The sequence below is a fragment of the Priestia sp. YIM B13551 genome, from assembly GCF_042787905.1.
GTDB lineage: Bacteria > Bacillota > Bacilli > Bacillales > Bacillaceae_H > Priestia.
The window spans coordinates 271960-285302 of sequence record NZ_JBHZOX010000005.1 but is presented as its reverse complement, the minus strand read 5'-3'; the positions used below and the strand labels follow the sequence as shown (position 1 = coordinate 285302).

The following is a 13343-nucleotide window of genomic DNA, read 5'->3' as shown; positions in this document are numbered from 1 at the left end:
AAAACTGTATGAATCCTAAGTGTATACTTTTGTCTTAGCCTCTTTTAACTTATGGTACAAGCACTCTTTCTTTTCATGAATAAAATAAAGAGAAACTTAAGAAAGGGTGATTCACATAAAAAAACATTCTAATCATGACAGTTATAAAGACGATTCGTATTCTTTCAATAAATCACAACCTCGCAAAAAAAACCACAAAGATTATTATATGAATTCAAATTTAACAAACGATCACTTCCGAACTGTTAAGGCAGGCACTTTAAATGTTTGTATAATTGTATTACCAGGAGCTAAAGTTGATAGAAACTCCACAGATAATCAGTCTATAGTTCCCAATCGTGTAAAAAGAGACATAGCGGCTGCTAATAAAATATGGAAACAATATGAGAAAAACCGATTAATCCAAGGTGTTACATTTACTATTACACGTTCAGTTGTTTTTTTGGAAAACATCAGTGGCATTGTTAGTAATGCGGAAAATTTTCCAATTGGAGGGTCTAGTCATCTTACAATGGTACAAGCAATGCTTAAAACTGGCCGAAAAGTTTGTCAAAATGCTGATGTGTATGTATTTTACATGAATGGAAATAGATTTGGGCCTGTTAATTTTGATTATTCATCTACTCTCGCTGTAACTTATAATTCTTTTCCGCTTATTATTATGACAAATGCAAGTACAGATGAGTATCTTCTCGCACATGAATTGGGTCATTTTATGTTTATTACGAATCGTTTTAACGAGACGGATGATCCAGAACCTTTTCATGAACTAGATGGAAATCATAATAGAACGCCTAGTAACCTTATGTTTCCTACTCCTGAATTCTGGCCAATAGTACCGGAGATTACCAGTGAACAGATACACAAAGCTTTAAATAGTCGTGTTTTTTATAGCTAATTGTTGTTCATGCAAAATAAAAACGCCCTTAACAGCGGGTTAAGGGCGTTTTTCACTATTTATTAGATAGAAGCTAATTCTTTTTCAAGAGCTACGTCTACTGACACATAATCATAACCTAAATCATGTGCAACTGCTTCGTACGTAATGGCTCCGTTTGCAACGTTCACTCCTAATTTTAACGCTTCGTTTTGAGCGATTGCTTTGTGAACACCTTTAGAAGCAATTTGAAGTGCGTAAGGTACGGTTACGTTTGTTAAAGCAATTGTTGATGTGCGAGGAACTGCTCCCGGCATGTTTGCAACTGCATAGTGTACAACCCCGTGCTTTTCATAAGTCGGCTGATCGTGTGTTGTAATGTGGTCGATTGTTTCAACGATACCACCTTGGTCGATTGCTACGTCAACAATAACAGAACCTGGCTTCATTGTTTTCACCATTTCTTCTGTTACTAGTTTTGGAGCTTTTGCACCTGGGATTAATACTGCGCCAATCACTAAATCTGACTCTGCTACTGCATCCGCAATATTGTAAGGATTTGACACTAGCGTATTGATTTGGTTGCCAAAGATATCGTCTAATTGACGTAGGCGTTCAGGACTTAAATCAATAATTGTTACATCAGCACCGAGACCGATTGCGATTTTTGCAGCATTTGTACCAACACCGCCGCCTCCGATAATCGTTACTTTTCCGCGGCTAACTCCAGGAACACCCGCTAATAAAATTCCTTTTCCACCATTTGATTTTTGAAGGAATTGAGCACCGATTTGAGCAGCCATACGTCCTGCTACTTCACTCATAGGTGTTAATAGAGGCAATGTACGATTTACTGCTACTGTTTCATAAGCAATGGCTGTTACGCCGCTATCTTTTAATGCTTTTGCTAGTGCTGGTTCAGCTGCTAAGTGAAGGTATGTGAATAAGATAAGACCTGGTCTAAAATAGCCGTATTCACTTGCTAGTGGTTCTTTTACTTTCATAACCATTTCAGCTTGTGCCCAAACGTCAGCTGCTGTCTCAACAATTTCAGCTCCAGCTTTTACATAATCTTCGTTTGTGAAGTTACTTCCAATACCCGCTTCATTTTCAATTAATACACGATGACCTGTACCAACAAATGATGCTACGCCTGCTGGTGTAATCGCTACTCGGTTTTCGTTGTTTTTGATTTCTTTTGGTACGCCAATAATCATGATTAATTTCCCCCTTGGTCGTTTGTGTACCTTTAGTATAAAGAAAGTTTTATGAAATTTCTTTGTCTAGAAAGAAGAATTGAAGAAGTGGTTTTTGTTTAAACACACAAATGTAAACGCTTACTTATCAGAATTTTTAATTTTTATGTAAGGACATCTAACATCATAAGGGAATAAAAAGAGCTATTCATTTATTTTCTCATAAACGAATAGCTCAATGTTAAAAGAAGTTACATTATCTGTTATTTTTTATATTTCATTAACTTAATATCAATATAAAGAGTCATTTTTTGATTAACGTCCTTTAAGTTAATATCACCAATCTCTGAAATTCGCTTTAATCGATAGCTAAGTGTATTCATATGCACATTTAATTCTTTTGCTGCTTCGTTAATGTTATTATCATTATTTAAAAATACTTCGAGAGTCTCCACCAAGTTACTATTATGACGAAGATCGTAATCAGTTAGCTTCTTTAAAGAATGGTTTTCAAATTGATCTTGCACGCGCTTCTCTAAAATAACATCAAGAAATTGATAAATACCTAATTCCTGATAGTTAATAATCTCTTTCGTTTCTTCTGGAAACTTACTTTTCATATCTAATACGTTCAAGGCTTCTTTATAACTTTTTTCGATATGATCGTGCGATGAATAAATACTGCTGCAGCTGGCTTTAATTTGAGTAACATCAAAGCGTTCATACATGTTGCCTCTAAAATAGTCTGCAAAATCTCGCTGTTCATCAAGAGGGTTTTCAACCGCATCCAAAGAAAGCAGTAAGATTAAGTCATTGCAATCAATCGTATAAAGAACGATTTTCAAGCGATGCATCGTTTTTAGCATATACGAGATTTGACGTTCAGCTTCAGGCGTAATATCTTCTTGGAAGCGGAAGATAGCAATGGAAAACGTTGATGGAGCTGTAATTTGAGCTTCATAAAACGCTTCTGAAATTTCCTGGCGAGACTTAATGTGACCAGTTAATAATTTCCAGAAGAATTCCTGTGAACGTTCCTCTCGTTTATACTTTCGAATTTGAAGCTGTAGCAATTTATTTTTTAATACATTCGCAGCTTTTTTTAATAGCTCTACTTCTTCGTCGCCTAAGGCTTTCTCAATTTCAACAGCCCAGATGAATCCTAGAACTTCTTCATTTTTCCAGATGGAAATAGCTATACGATCTCCAAGTCCAATTTCATTTATATTTTTCACACGCACAGGTTCATTTGTCTCAAGCAGTTTAGGAATAATGCCTTCTTTCCATAAGTTGTTGATGACTTTTTCCGGAACTCTTCTTCCAATAATCGTGGCAATACGCGCCTGGTCCGTTCTTTCGTCATGGGTGCTATAAGCTAATAAGCGATGATTAGCATCTTCAATGGTAATAGGACAGTTCAATACTTCGCTAATGCGATCAGCGAATTCTTCAAGCGTATCAAAATTTTCCTTGAACGGATCTTTGATTGGTTTCGTCATATATAAAATCCCTCTTCATAAAACAAAATAAGTACTAGTACAGCTTTTTTAGCTGCAATAAATATAGTAAAACGGTAACAACCGTGTTGATCATCAATTCATTGAAATGATTAACTGCTTAATATTTTAACAAAAGTAATTGTTTAAGAAAATGTTAAAATGCGTCTAAAGGTAGTTAAGAATGTACGGATGATTAGTAACTGCGTTCATTTCGCTTATTTTATCGAAATTTTCTTCAAAATAATCAATGTTCGGTGAGCATGATTCTTTTCAAATGTGTATAATAAAACGTATGATTATGGTTATATCAAACTTGAATCTGTAACTTTCTTTATGATATGTTCAGTTACGATTAGGTTGACCAATTCATATTACACATGAAGGGAAGAATTTAACATGGCAAAACAACAAATCGGTGTTATCGGTTTAGCGGTTATGGGGAAAAACTTGGCGCTAAACATTGAGAGCAGAGGCTATTCTGTTTCAGTTTATAACCGCTCTCCTGAAAAGACAGAAGAGTTCCTAAAAACAGAAGCAGAAGGTAAAAATTTTGCAGGTACATACAGTGTGGAAGAGTTTATTAATTCTCTTGAAAAACCGCGTAAAATTTTATTAATGGTTAAAGCTGGTGCTGCTACAGATGCAACAATTGATTCGTTAAAACCATACTTAGAAAAAGGCGACATTTTAATCGATGGCGGAAATACATTCTTCCAGGATACAATTCGTCGTAACAAAGAGCTAGAAGAATTAGGTATCCATTTCATCGGTACAGGCGTATCCGGCGGAGAAGAAGGTGCATTAAAAGGACCTTCAATCATGCCTGGCGGACAAAAAGAAGCATATGAACTTGTAAAACCAATCTTAACAGCTATTTCAGCGAAAGTTGAAGGCGATGATTGCTGCACATACATTGGACCAAATGGTGCAGGTCACTACGTAAAAATGGTTCATAACGGCATCGAGTACGGCGATATGCAGTTAATTTGTGAAGCATACTTCATTATGAAAAACGTATTAGGTTTAGAAACAGATGAACTACATGAAGTATTTGCTGAATGGAATAAAGGCGAGCTAGATAGCTACTTAATTGAAATCACAGCTGATATCTTTACGAAAAAAGATGAAGAAACAGGTAAAGCACTTGTAGACGTTATTTTAGACACTGCAGGTCAAAAGGGTACAGGTAAATGGACAAGCCAAAGTGCGCTTGATTTAGGTGTACCACTACCAATCATTACGGAATCTGTATTTGCGCGCTTTATTTCAGCTATGAAAGAAGAACGTGTAAAAGCAAGCAAAGTATTGAGCGGTCCAAATGCAGCTGCATTTGAAGGTGATAAAACCGAATTAGTAGAAGCAATCCGTAAAGCATTGTACATGAGTAAAATTTGTTCATATGCGCAAGGGTTTGCTCAAATGAAAGCAGCTTCTGAAGAATATGACTGGAATTTACAGTACGGTGATATTGCAATGATCTTCCGTGGTGGTTGTATCATCCGTGCACAATTCTTACAAAAAATTAAAGAAGCTTACGATCGCGATGCAGATCTAACAAACTTATTATTAGACCCATACTTCAAGGATATCGTAGAAGGCTATCAGTCGGCTCTTCGTGAAGTTATTTCAATTGCGGTTAAACAAGGTATTCCTGTACCAAGTTTCTCAAGTGCATTAGCTTACTATGACAGCTACCGTACAGAAACGTTACCAGCGAACCTTTTACAAGCGCAACGTGACTACTTCGGAGCTCACACATATCAACGTGTTGATAAAGAGGGCGTATTCCATACTGAGTGGTTAAAATAAAAAACAAGAAAAGCAGCTGTATACTACAGCTGCTTTTTTTATTTACTCTTTAGGTGAGAAGTTGTCTTCGCCGACTGGCCACCAGTGAAAACCGTCTTCAGCAAGCAATGCGTCTGATTCTTTTGGTCCCATTGAACCTGATTCGTAGTTCGGGAAGTTTTGTGCTTTTGTGCTTTCCCATGCTTCTGAAATGGTATCAACAAACTTCCAAGAAAGGGCTACTTCATCCCAGTGAGTAAAGTTCGTTGCATCTCCAAGCATGCAATCATAAATAAGGCGCTCATAAGCTTCCGGTGTATTCATTTTATCTCCACAGTTATTGCAATAGTTCAAGTTAATTGGTGTGGACGATGTTGCACCCGGCGTTTTACGCGCGTTTAAGTGAAGCGTAATGCCTTCTTCCGGTTGGATATGAATGACAAGCAAGTTTGGGTGAATTTCTTTATCTTTATTGAAGTACAGGTTCATTGGTAAGTCTTTGAACTGTACAACAATTGTCGTTGCTTTTTCTTTCATGCGTTTACCTGTACGGATATAAATTGGTACGCCAGCCCATCTGAAGTTATCAATCATAAGCTTACCAGATACAAATGTAGCGGTATTAGACTCAGGATCAACCGAGTTTCCTTCGCGATAGCCGATCACTTCTTCTCCTTCAAGTACACCTTTGCCGTATTGGCCTCGTACAAAATAATCATCTACTTCATCTACTGATAAAGAGCGAAGAGCACGTAATACTTTTACTTTTTCACTGCGAATTTCTTCCGGTGTTAATTTAATTGGCGGTTCCATTGCAAGCAGGGCCACCATTTGAAGCATATGGTTTTGTACCATATCTCGAAGGGCACCTGAAGATTCATAGTAACGGCCACGGTCTTCTACACCAAGCGTCTCGCTAGACGTAATTTGGATGTTTGAAATGTATTGGTTGTTCCACATCGGTTCAAATAGAGCATTTGCAAAACGGATAACTTCGATATTTTGCACCATTTCTTTACCGAGGTAGTGGTCGATACGATAAATTTGATCTTCCTTAAATGCATGGCGAATTTGTTCATTTAGTTCTTTAGCAGAAGGATAATCATGGCCAAATGGCTTTTCAATGACTAGGCGACTCCAACCGTCTGTTTGTGTTAAACCTTCATTTTTTAAATTCGAAGCAATTGTTCCGAAAAATTCAGGTGCCATTGCTAGATAGAAAATACGATTTCCAGGCACGTTGTATTGCTCATCAAGGCTTTCTGTTAGGCTTTTTAATTCTTGATAAGAAGCGACATCTGTTACGTCAAACGGTTGGTAATAAAAATGTGAAGCAAACTTTTCAATGTCAGCGTCACTGTTTCTGAAACTGCTCACTGATTTTTTTACATTTTCGCGTAATTCGTCGTTAGTCCAAGGTCTTCTTGCGACACCAACAACAGCGAAATCTTCCGATAGTTTGTTCGCTTTATATAAGCGGAAAATAGAGGGGAATAACTTACGTTTTGCTAAATCACCTGTAGCGCCAAAAATTACGATAATGGATTTTGGTTGTACATTTGTCATTACTTCTAGGACCTCACTTTGTCGTAGTTACGTTCAATTTTTTTCCGCTTTAACAGACAACACTTAAATGAAATCTGGGGATTCATTGCCCGTTAAACTCGGCCTTTATAAACAAACGAATGATTGCTTGTTTACCTTTTCCTTTATGTATAGAACTACTAATAAATTGTAACGATTTTAAAGGGTTAACGCAAATAGATTAAAACAATTTGTAGTTATTATTCCATGTTTTTAACAAGTTTAAAAGTATTTTGTTTCGAATACGGAGAAAAAGCTACCGTTATTTTAACAGTAGCTTTTCTCATTTATTTATATTGATACAGGGAACCGATAGATTTTTTTGTTGAAAATGGCAAGTCAGGGCTATCGGCGATGATAAAAATAGGACAGTGCATTAAAAGTGGATGTTTTTCGAAAAAAGAAGCATCAGCGTGATAGATGGACGATAGAATAACAGGGAGCTGTTCTAAAAAGTGAAGGTAGCGTGTAATGGTTCCATCTGTTAATGTATGTGCACCGATATAATAATACACAGTAAGGGAATAAAAACCTTTATCAAAGACGAAGGATGCTAAATATTCGTTCCGCTCTTTTTGCATATGATCGTAGGCAAATTCAATGCCGATTTGAATGGAAGGAACAGAAGTGTGTTGACCTGGGAAAACGGTGTATTTTCTTGGTATCATTGGTTCAACGGGTGTAACACCCAGGCTGTAGGTTACGTCTATTTGGTGGGGATTGCTGATGATCATATGGAATCCCTCCTTTAATATAAAAATACACTCTTTATAAGTGTATACAAAGTTTCATTGAACATGACAATATTAAAATATGCCCAGGCTCTCAGCATATTTAAAGCAGGCAACGTTTGAGCAGGGGGCAGAGTTTACGATAAAATAACAAAAAAGATTATTATGAGGTGATAAGCAATGAGTATTTTAAAAAATGACTGGGCTCCTTTATTAGAAGAAGAATTTCAAAAAGACTACTACATACAGCTTCGAGAATTCTTAGTGGATGAATATAATCACCACACCATTTACCCTGATAAATATGATATTTTTAATGCTTTACACTATACGGATTATAAAAATGTAAAAGTGGTCATATTGGGACAAGATCCTTATCATGGACCAAATCAAGCGCATGGACTGAGCTTCTCTGTTCAACCAGGAGTAAAAACACCGCCTTCTTTAGTGAATATTTACAAAGAGCTGAAAAATGAAATGGATTATCACATTCCGAATAACGGTTATTTAGTCAAATGGGCAGAACAAGGCGTTCTTTTGCTTAACACTGTTTTAACGGTTAGGAGAGGAGAAGCGAACTCTCACAAAGGAAAAGGGTGGGAGCAGCTGACGGACCGTATTATTGAATTAGTGGCACAAAAAGAGGAGCCAGTTGTGTTTTTGCTGTGGGGCAAGCATGCACAAGCTAAAAAAGAGCTTATTCACCATTCGCACCATTTAATTTTGGAAAGCCCGCACCCTAGCCCATTTTCGGCTAATCGAGGCTTTTTTGGCAATAATCACTTTCAACGAGCAAATGAGTTTTTGCTCCAATACGGACGTCAATCCATTGATTGGCAAATTGACGATGTGTAAAAGTGAGCATTTCATGAAGATTAGCTTCAGACATAGCCTCCTATTTCATCTTTTGATAAAATAGCTGTATAAAGTCATATTGAATGTAAGATGAGGTGTCTACATGGATATAAAAATGGCGCAGCTCCTTGATAAAATTAGTGCAGAAGTACAAAAAGCAAAGCACCATTCGAATAGTGCGAACGTTCGAGATCAATTGGTTGCCATAAAAGCACTGTGTGAGCTTGCATTAGATCAAAATGGAGAGGTTTCAGTATCGAAACCTGTCTCGGTTTCAAAGCCTGTTGTAATGTCTTCACCGGAAATGATGCAATCTCCTGAGATTATGCAGCAACAGATTATTCAGTCATCCAAACCTAATTTTGAGGGAACGAAATTGAAATCAGATGATGCAAATGGCGATAGTCTGTTTGATTTCTAAAGTGAGGAGAAAAACATGAAACTATTTTTAATAATCGGTGCAATCAATGCGATGTTAGCGGTTGCTCTTGGTGCTTTTGGAGCACACGGGTTAGAAGGGAAAATTTCAGAGAAGTATTTAGAGGTATGGAAAACGGGAGTGCAGTACCAAATGTTCCATGCAATGGGGCTGTTTGTCATTGCGTTTCTATTAAGCAAATTTCCTCAATCTTCTCTGTTAACAGCTTCGGGCTGGATTATGTTCGCGGGGATTGTGCTGTTTTCAGGCAGTCTCTATGTATTAAGTACGTCCGGTATTAAAGTTCTCGGCGCGATTACTCCGCTAGGTGGAGTTGCGTTTATTGTGGCTTGGATTTTAATTGTTGTTGCAGCTGTAAAATGGCTATAAAAAAACCCCTGAAAAGGGGTTTTTTTAACGCGGAGAATAATTGCTCAACTGCTGACCTCCACCGCTAAACGGATAATTATATTTGATTGGACCCTCAAAAGTGATGTAATCGAGATAAACCATAAGCAGTAAATAACGAGTGCCAGTTTGTGGATCACTTAAAATGATATGATCGCGTCCGGCTGCTTCAATTTCCCCTCTAAAGACTTTCGCGTTCCACTGCGTATTATTTTCAAACGTCATATATACAGTCGCTATTTTTCCTCGATTTAAACGTAAAATATTTTCAATATATGATTCTTCAATGGGCAGTTGATTTGGGTCTTGCGGGGCACCACTGCCTCCAGAAGAGGTAGGGGGCGGACCTCCTTGGCTTTGCCCTTGAACCTGCTGGCCGCCTGGCTGGGGCTGCTGCGGCTGAGGCATATAATAAGGGTAGTTTGGACTCATATACGGATTTTGCATATATTGCTGTTGCGGTTGATTAGACTTTGGTTTTTTCATAGGAACCTCCTTCAAACAAAAAGAAATTAGTAAACTCCTGGACAATCAGCTTGAGTTGGTGCAAAGAAACAGTGAGATTTAAATCGTCCTGTGTTATTTTGGTTATACCATTGAGCAGGACAGTCGCCGCTGGGCTTGAAAAACCACAGTGAGTTTTCCGCGGGGTTAAAACGTTCCCCTCTTAATACACGTCGTGCAAGTGTAATTTCAGACTGGCGGGCACGCTGATAAAAGTAGCCTTTTTGAGTTGCTTCAAATCCGCCTGGGTTTTGAAACACCATCTGACGAATGGTTCTTATATTTCTAAAATCTAAACAGGGAGCTTTAGCGCGGTTCACGCCTACATTTCCTACCAGTAACATCCCTTGTTTTCCTTCACTTTCAGCTTCAGCTCGAATGAGTCTGGCTAGGAGCTTAACATCTTCTTCGTTGTGTGCAACGACTGCCATTATCCCACCTCGCTTACTTGTGACACTGTTGTATATATATGGTCCTGTAAGTGCGAATATGCCATGGCTAGAAAATAAAAAACCTGTTTCCACTTGGAAACAGGTTTTTTAGATAAAGCTCATTGATATTTATTGCTCTAGGCGTTACAAAAGCGATGAGCGCTTTTGCGGCTTAGTTTAAACGTGTAAAAAACGTGCAATAGCTTCTTCTTTTAATAAATTTCCGACAAAGAAGCTGCCAAATTCCCCGTAGCGAGCACTTACTTCGTCAAAACGCATTTCGTATACTAATTTTTTAAATTGAAGTACGTCATCTGCAAAAAGAGTAACGCCCCACTCATAATCATCAAAACCAACAGAACCCGTAATGATTTGCTTTACTTTTCCAGCGTATTGACGTCCAATCATTCCATGACTGCGCATTAAGCTGCGGCGTTCTTCCATAGGAAGCATGTACCAATTGTCATTTCCTTGACGACGTTTATCCATTGGATAAAAGCAAACATGACTAGCTTTTGGTAAAGTTGGATATAGTCTAGCTTGGATTTGAGGATTTTCATAAGGATCCTCCCCAGCAGGTAAGTAGTTGCTTAACTCAACTACTGATACGTATGAATAAGTAGGAATGGTAAACTCAGCAAGCTTTGTTTTATTAAATTCTGTTTCAATTTCATTTAGTTCTTCCATAGTAGGACGAACAAGCATTAGCATAAAGTCTGCTTTTTGGCCGACAATGGTATATAAAGCATGGCTGCCTTGCTTCTCAGCTTCAGTTCCTTTCCATTTCTCAATCAAACCTAAAAATTCATGGATGGCCGCTTGGCGATCGTCGCTTGATAACTGCTTCCAAGCGCCCCAATCGATTGAACGGAAATCATGAAGTGCATACCAACCGTCTAATGTTTGTGCTGCTTCTGCCATTTCGTTTCACTCCTATTGTCCGATTATGATAAATTCCAATTCTACTATATCATAGTTTGTCCGAAGAACTGGAATGAAAAACCTGTGATTTTGTGACTAAACTTTAAACAATTGTCGCAAAGTAAAAACAGGTTTTATTTTAGGTGTTAGCGGAAAATTAAGAATTAAAAGACTTTTTTGTAATCATGGATTCTTGAAGGACATGCCTTTGATTTTTAAAAAAAGTGGAGTATCCTATTATGAGAAAAGTTTTTTACATATCGAGGAGGATTTACTTTGAGTGATTTATTTACAGGTTTAAAACAAAAAGTATCAGCTAGCGATGTATCAATCGTATTCCCAGAGGGATTAGATGAGCGCGTATTAGGTGCTGTTTCTCGTTTAGCTGCCGACAATATCTTAAAGCCTATCGTTGTTGGAAACAAAGACGCTGTAGCATCAAAAGCAGCAGAACTAAACGTAAAATTAGACGGTGTTGAGGTTTTAGATCCTCAAAGCTACTCTGAATTTGATGAAATGGTAGCAGCATTTGTTGAGCGTCGTAAAGGTAAGGCAACAGAAGAAGATGCTCGCAAAATTTTATTAGATGAAAATTATTTTGGCACAATGCTTGTTCATATGAACAAAGCGGACGGTCTTGTAAGCGGAGCCGCTCATTCTACAGCAGACACAGTGCGACCTGCTCTACAAATTATCAAAACAAGACAAGGTGTTAAGAAAACATCTGGCGTATTTATCATGGTTCGTGGCGATCAAAAATACGTATTTGCTGACTGTGCAATCAATATTTCACCTGATAGCCAAGATTTAGCTGAAATTGCTATCGAAAGTGCTCGTACAGCTGAAATGTTCGATATTGATCCTCGTGTTGCTATGCTAAGCTTCTCAACAAAAGGATCAGCAAAATCTCCGGAAACAGAAAAAGTAGCAAACGCAGTAGAAATTGCAAAAGAATTAGCACCAAGCGTAACATTAGACGGCGAATTCCAATTCGACGCAGCATTTGTTCCTTCTGTAGCTGAAAAGAAAGCACCAGGTTCAGTGATTAAAGGAGATGCAAATGTATTTGTATTCCCAAGCCTTGAAGCAGGTAACATTGGTTACAAAATTGCACAGCGCCTAGGAAACTTCGAAGCAGTAGGTCCAATCTTACAAGGTCTAAACAAACCAGTAAACGATCTATCTCGCGGTTGTAACGAAGAAGATGTGTACAAGCTTGCTTTAATCACAGCAGCTCAAGCATTGTAATAAAAAAACTCCGTCCTAGGGCGGAGTTTTTTTATTCGGCTAATGAACCTAATGCTTTTTCGTTGCGGTCATACATGCGCTGCAGCTGCGTCTCAAACAGCTCTTGTTCAGTAGCATTTAAAGGCATATTTACAAGAGAAGAGCTCATACTATTCAGTGTTTGCAATAAAAGCAGCATGACATCAGATACAGTTAACTCAATCTGTAATAGTTCAGATAGAGAAGCCATTGTGTGAGGCTCGATATCTGGGTATGAAAATTTAGTTTCCGTGTTTTGGAGACCTTTTTTGTAAAACTCTTGAATGAGAGAAGCACGCTTAGAACCGCTTCCTTTAACGCATAAGTAAATTTGTACAGCCACTCCGCCGCGAACGCGTCGCTGTGAAATGCCTGCAAACTTTTGATTGCGAATGCTTAAATCGAAGCTGCCGGGACAATAAGAGCCTACGATTTCCTTCGCTTCAATTGCTGTCCCGTAAGATGCAAACATGACCTTAATCAAATCAAACATGGCTTCATATCCACGATCAATATCAATTCCTTTTTCTGCATCAGGAAAAATTAAAGAAATGTTTAGAACATCCTGATCAAGTACGACAGCGAGGCCGCCTGAATTGCGGACGATTGTTTTATATCCTTGTTCATGTAAATAAGCTGCACCTTCAGCTAAATGAGGGAGCTTTGTATCTTGGATGCCTAATACAATCGTATCGTGATGCACCCATGAGCGCATGACAGCTGGAGATTCACCTCTTCCAACGGTTGTACAAAGCGTGTCATCGATGGCAAAAGAATGACGGGCATCAAAATGAGGACCTAGACTGGATTGATCAATAATACGCCAAGCGGGCTGTGCTAAAAGCTTTAAACTATTCTGCTGCAT

The 13343-nt window shown here is 38.1% G+C and carries 14 protein-coding genes; 6 read left to right on the top strand and 8 right to left on the bottom strand.

Annotation, left to right across the window (positions count from 1 at the left end; all coding sequences use genetic code 11):
- Positions 1-208: 208 nt before the first annotated feature.
- Positions 209-898 (top strand): hypothetical protein, encoded by a 690-nt coding sequence (locus tag ACFX4N_RS23125; protein WP_235567489.1) that lies wholly within the window; start codon positions 209-211, stop codon positions 896-898.
- 62 nt (positions 899-960) lie between these two features.
- Here the strand turns inward: ACFX4N_RS23125 and ald are convergent, their stop codons facing one another.
- Together ald and ACFX4N_RS23115 are read right to left on the bottom strand one after the other, a co-directional pair.
- Positions 961-2094 carry an alanine dehydrogenase gene (gene ald / locus ACFX4N_RS23120; protein WP_013059863.1) on the bottom strand — a complete coding sequence of 378 codons (1134 nt, stop codon included), beginning with the start codon at positions 2092-2094 and terminating at the stop codon, positions 961-963.
- Between the two features lie 242 nt (positions 2095-2336).
- Positions 2337-3572, bottom strand: a complete 1236-nt coding sequence (locus tag ACFX4N_RS23115; protein WP_057275267.1) for a PucR family transcriptional regulator — start codon at positions 3570-3572, stop codon at positions 2337-2339.
- A gap of 396 nt (positions 3573-3968) precedes the next feature.
- Here ACFX4N_RS23115 and gndA point away from each other — a divergent pair, with 396 nt between their 5' ends.
- Positions 3969-5381 (top strand): NADP-dependent phosphogluconate dehydrogenase, encoded by a 1413-nt coding sequence (gndA, locus tag ACFX4N_RS23110; RefSeq protein WP_013059861.1) that lies wholly within the window; start codon positions 3969-3971, stop codon positions 5379-5381.
- Positions 5382-5423: 42 nt separating this feature from the next.
- On the opposite strand, the gene zwf is transcribed toward gndA, so the two are convergent.
- Positions 5424-6926, bottom strand: coding sequence for a glucose-6-phosphate dehydrogenase (zwf, locus tag ACFX4N_RS23105; protein WP_057275268.1), 1503 nt, complete (start codon positions 6924-6926; stop codon positions 5424-5426).
- Between the two features lie 305 nt (positions 6927-7231).
- Complete coding sequence (locus ACFX4N_RS23100) at positions 7232-7678, bottom strand: staygreen family protein (protein ID WP_057275269.1); 447 nt, start codon at positions 7676-7678, stop codon at positions 7232-7234.
- Positions 7679-7855: 177 nt separating this feature from the next.
- On the opposite strand from ACFX4N_RS23100, the gene ACFX4N_RS23095 reads away from it, so the two are divergent.
- From ACFX4N_RS23095 to ACFX4N_RS23085, 3 genes are all read left to right on the top strand, one after another.
- Positions 7856-8530, top strand: a complete 675-nt coding sequence (locus ACFX4N_RS23095; protein ID WP_057275270.1) for a uracil-DNA glycosylase — start codon at positions 7856-7858, stop codon at positions 8528-8530.
- A gap of 115 nt (positions 8531-8645) precedes the next feature.
- Entirely contained in the window at positions 8646-8951 is a 306-nt protein-coding gene (locus ACFX4N_RS23090) for a YwdI family protein (protein ID WP_223269014.1), read from the top strand.
- A 15-nt stretch (positions 8952-8966) separates the two neighbouring features.
- Positions 8967-9338 (top strand): DUF423 domain-containing protein, encoded by a 372-nt coding sequence (locus tag ACFX4N_RS23085; RefSeq protein ID WP_013059856.1) that lies wholly within the window; start codon positions 8967-8969, stop codon positions 9336-9338.
- A 24-nt stretch (positions 9339-9362) separates the two neighbouring features.
- Here the strand turns inward: ACFX4N_RS23085 and gerQ are convergent, their stop codons facing one another.
- From gerQ to hemQ, 3 genes are all read right to left on the bottom strand, one after another.
- Positions 9363-9842 (bottom strand): spore coat protein GerQ, encoded by a 480-nt coding sequence (gerQ, locus tag ACFX4N_RS23080; RefSeq protein ID WP_013059855.1) that lies wholly within the window; start codon positions 9840-9842, stop codon positions 9363-9365.
- Between the two features lie 26 nt (positions 9843-9868).
- On the bottom strand, positions 9869-10291 hold the full coding sequence (locus ACFX4N_RS23075; RefSeq protein WP_016765947.1) for a cell wall hydrolase: 423 nt from the start codon (positions 10289-10291) through the stop codon (positions 9869-9871).
- 177 nt (positions 10292-10468) lie between these two features.
- Positions 10469-11212 (bottom strand): hydrogen peroxide-dependent heme synthase, encoded by a 744-nt coding sequence (gene hemQ, locus ACFX4N_RS23070; RefSeq protein WP_013059854.1) that lies wholly within the window; start codon positions 11210-11212, stop codon positions 10469-10471.
- A 276-nt stretch (positions 11213-11488) separates the two neighbouring features.
- Between hemQ and pta the strand changes: the two genes are divergently transcribed.
- Positions 11489-12460: a phosphate acetyltransferase gene (pta, locus tag ACFX4N_RS23065; RefSeq protein WP_013059853.1), complete on the top strand. Its 972-nt coding sequence runs from the start codon at positions 11489-11491 to the stop codon at positions 12458-12460.
- Between the two features lie 31 nt (positions 12461-12491).
- Here the strand turns inward: pta and lipL are convergent, their stop codons facing one another.
- A complete protein-coding gene (lipL, locus tag ACFX4N_RS23060; RefSeq protein WP_013059852.1) occupies positions 12492-13343 on the bottom strand; it encodes an octanoyl-[GcvH]:protein N-octanoyltransferase in 852 nt (283 codons plus the stop codon).

Excerpts from the sequence above, each read along its gene's own strand:
- ACFX4N_RS23085 (WP_013059856.1), top strand. The coding sequence starts at position 8,967 with ATGAAACTATTTTTAATAATCGGTGCAATCAATGCGATGTTAGCGGTT.
- zwf (WP_057275268.1), bottom strand. The coding sequence starts at position 6,926 with ATGACAAATGTACAACCAAAATCCATTATCGTAATTTTTGGCGCTACA.
- hemQ (WP_013059854.1), bottom strand. The coding sequence starts at position 11,212 with ATGGCAGAAGCAGCACAAACATTAGACGGTTGGTATGCACTTCATGAT.
- ACFX4N_RS23095 (WP_057275270.1), top strand. The coding sequence starts at position 7,856 with ATGAGTATTTTAAAAAATGACTGGGCTCCTTTATTAGAAGAAGAATTT.
- ald (WP_013059863.1), bottom strand. The coding sequence starts at position 2,094 with ATGATTATTGGCGTACCAAAAGAAATCAAAAACAACGAAAACCGAGTA.
- ACFX4N_RS23125 (WP_235567489.1), top strand. The coding sequence starts at position 209 with ATGAATTCAAATTTAACAAACGATCACTTCCGAACTGTTAAGGCAGGC.
- ACFX4N_RS23075 (WP_016765947.1), bottom strand. The coding sequence starts at position 10,291 with ATGGCAGTCGTTGCACACAACGAAGAAGATGTTAAGCTCCTAGCCAGA.
- ACFX4N_RS23100 (WP_057275269.1), bottom strand. The coding sequence starts at position 7,678 with ATGATCATCAGCAATCCCCACCAAATAGACGTAACCTACAGCCTGGGT.
- ACFX4N_RS23115 (WP_057275267.1), bottom strand. The coding sequence starts at position 3,572 with ATGACGAAACCAATCAAAGATCCGTTCAAGGAAAATTTTGATACGCTT.
- ACFX4N_RS23090 (WP_223269014.1), top strand. The coding sequence starts at position 8,646 with ATGGCGCAGCTCCTTGATAAAATTAGTGCAGAAGTACAAAAAGCAAAG.
- gndA (WP_013059861.1), top strand. The coding sequence starts at position 3,969 with ATGGCAAAACAACAAATCGGTGTTATCGGTTTAGCGGTTATGGGGAAA.
- lipL (WP_013059852.1), bottom strand. The coding sequence starts at position 13,343 with ATGCAGCAGAATAGTTTAAAGCTTTTAGCACAGCCCGCTTGGCGTATT.
- gerQ (WP_013059855.1), bottom strand. The coding sequence starts at position 9,842 with ATGAAAAAACCAAAGTCTAATCAACCGCAACAGCAATATATGCAAAAT.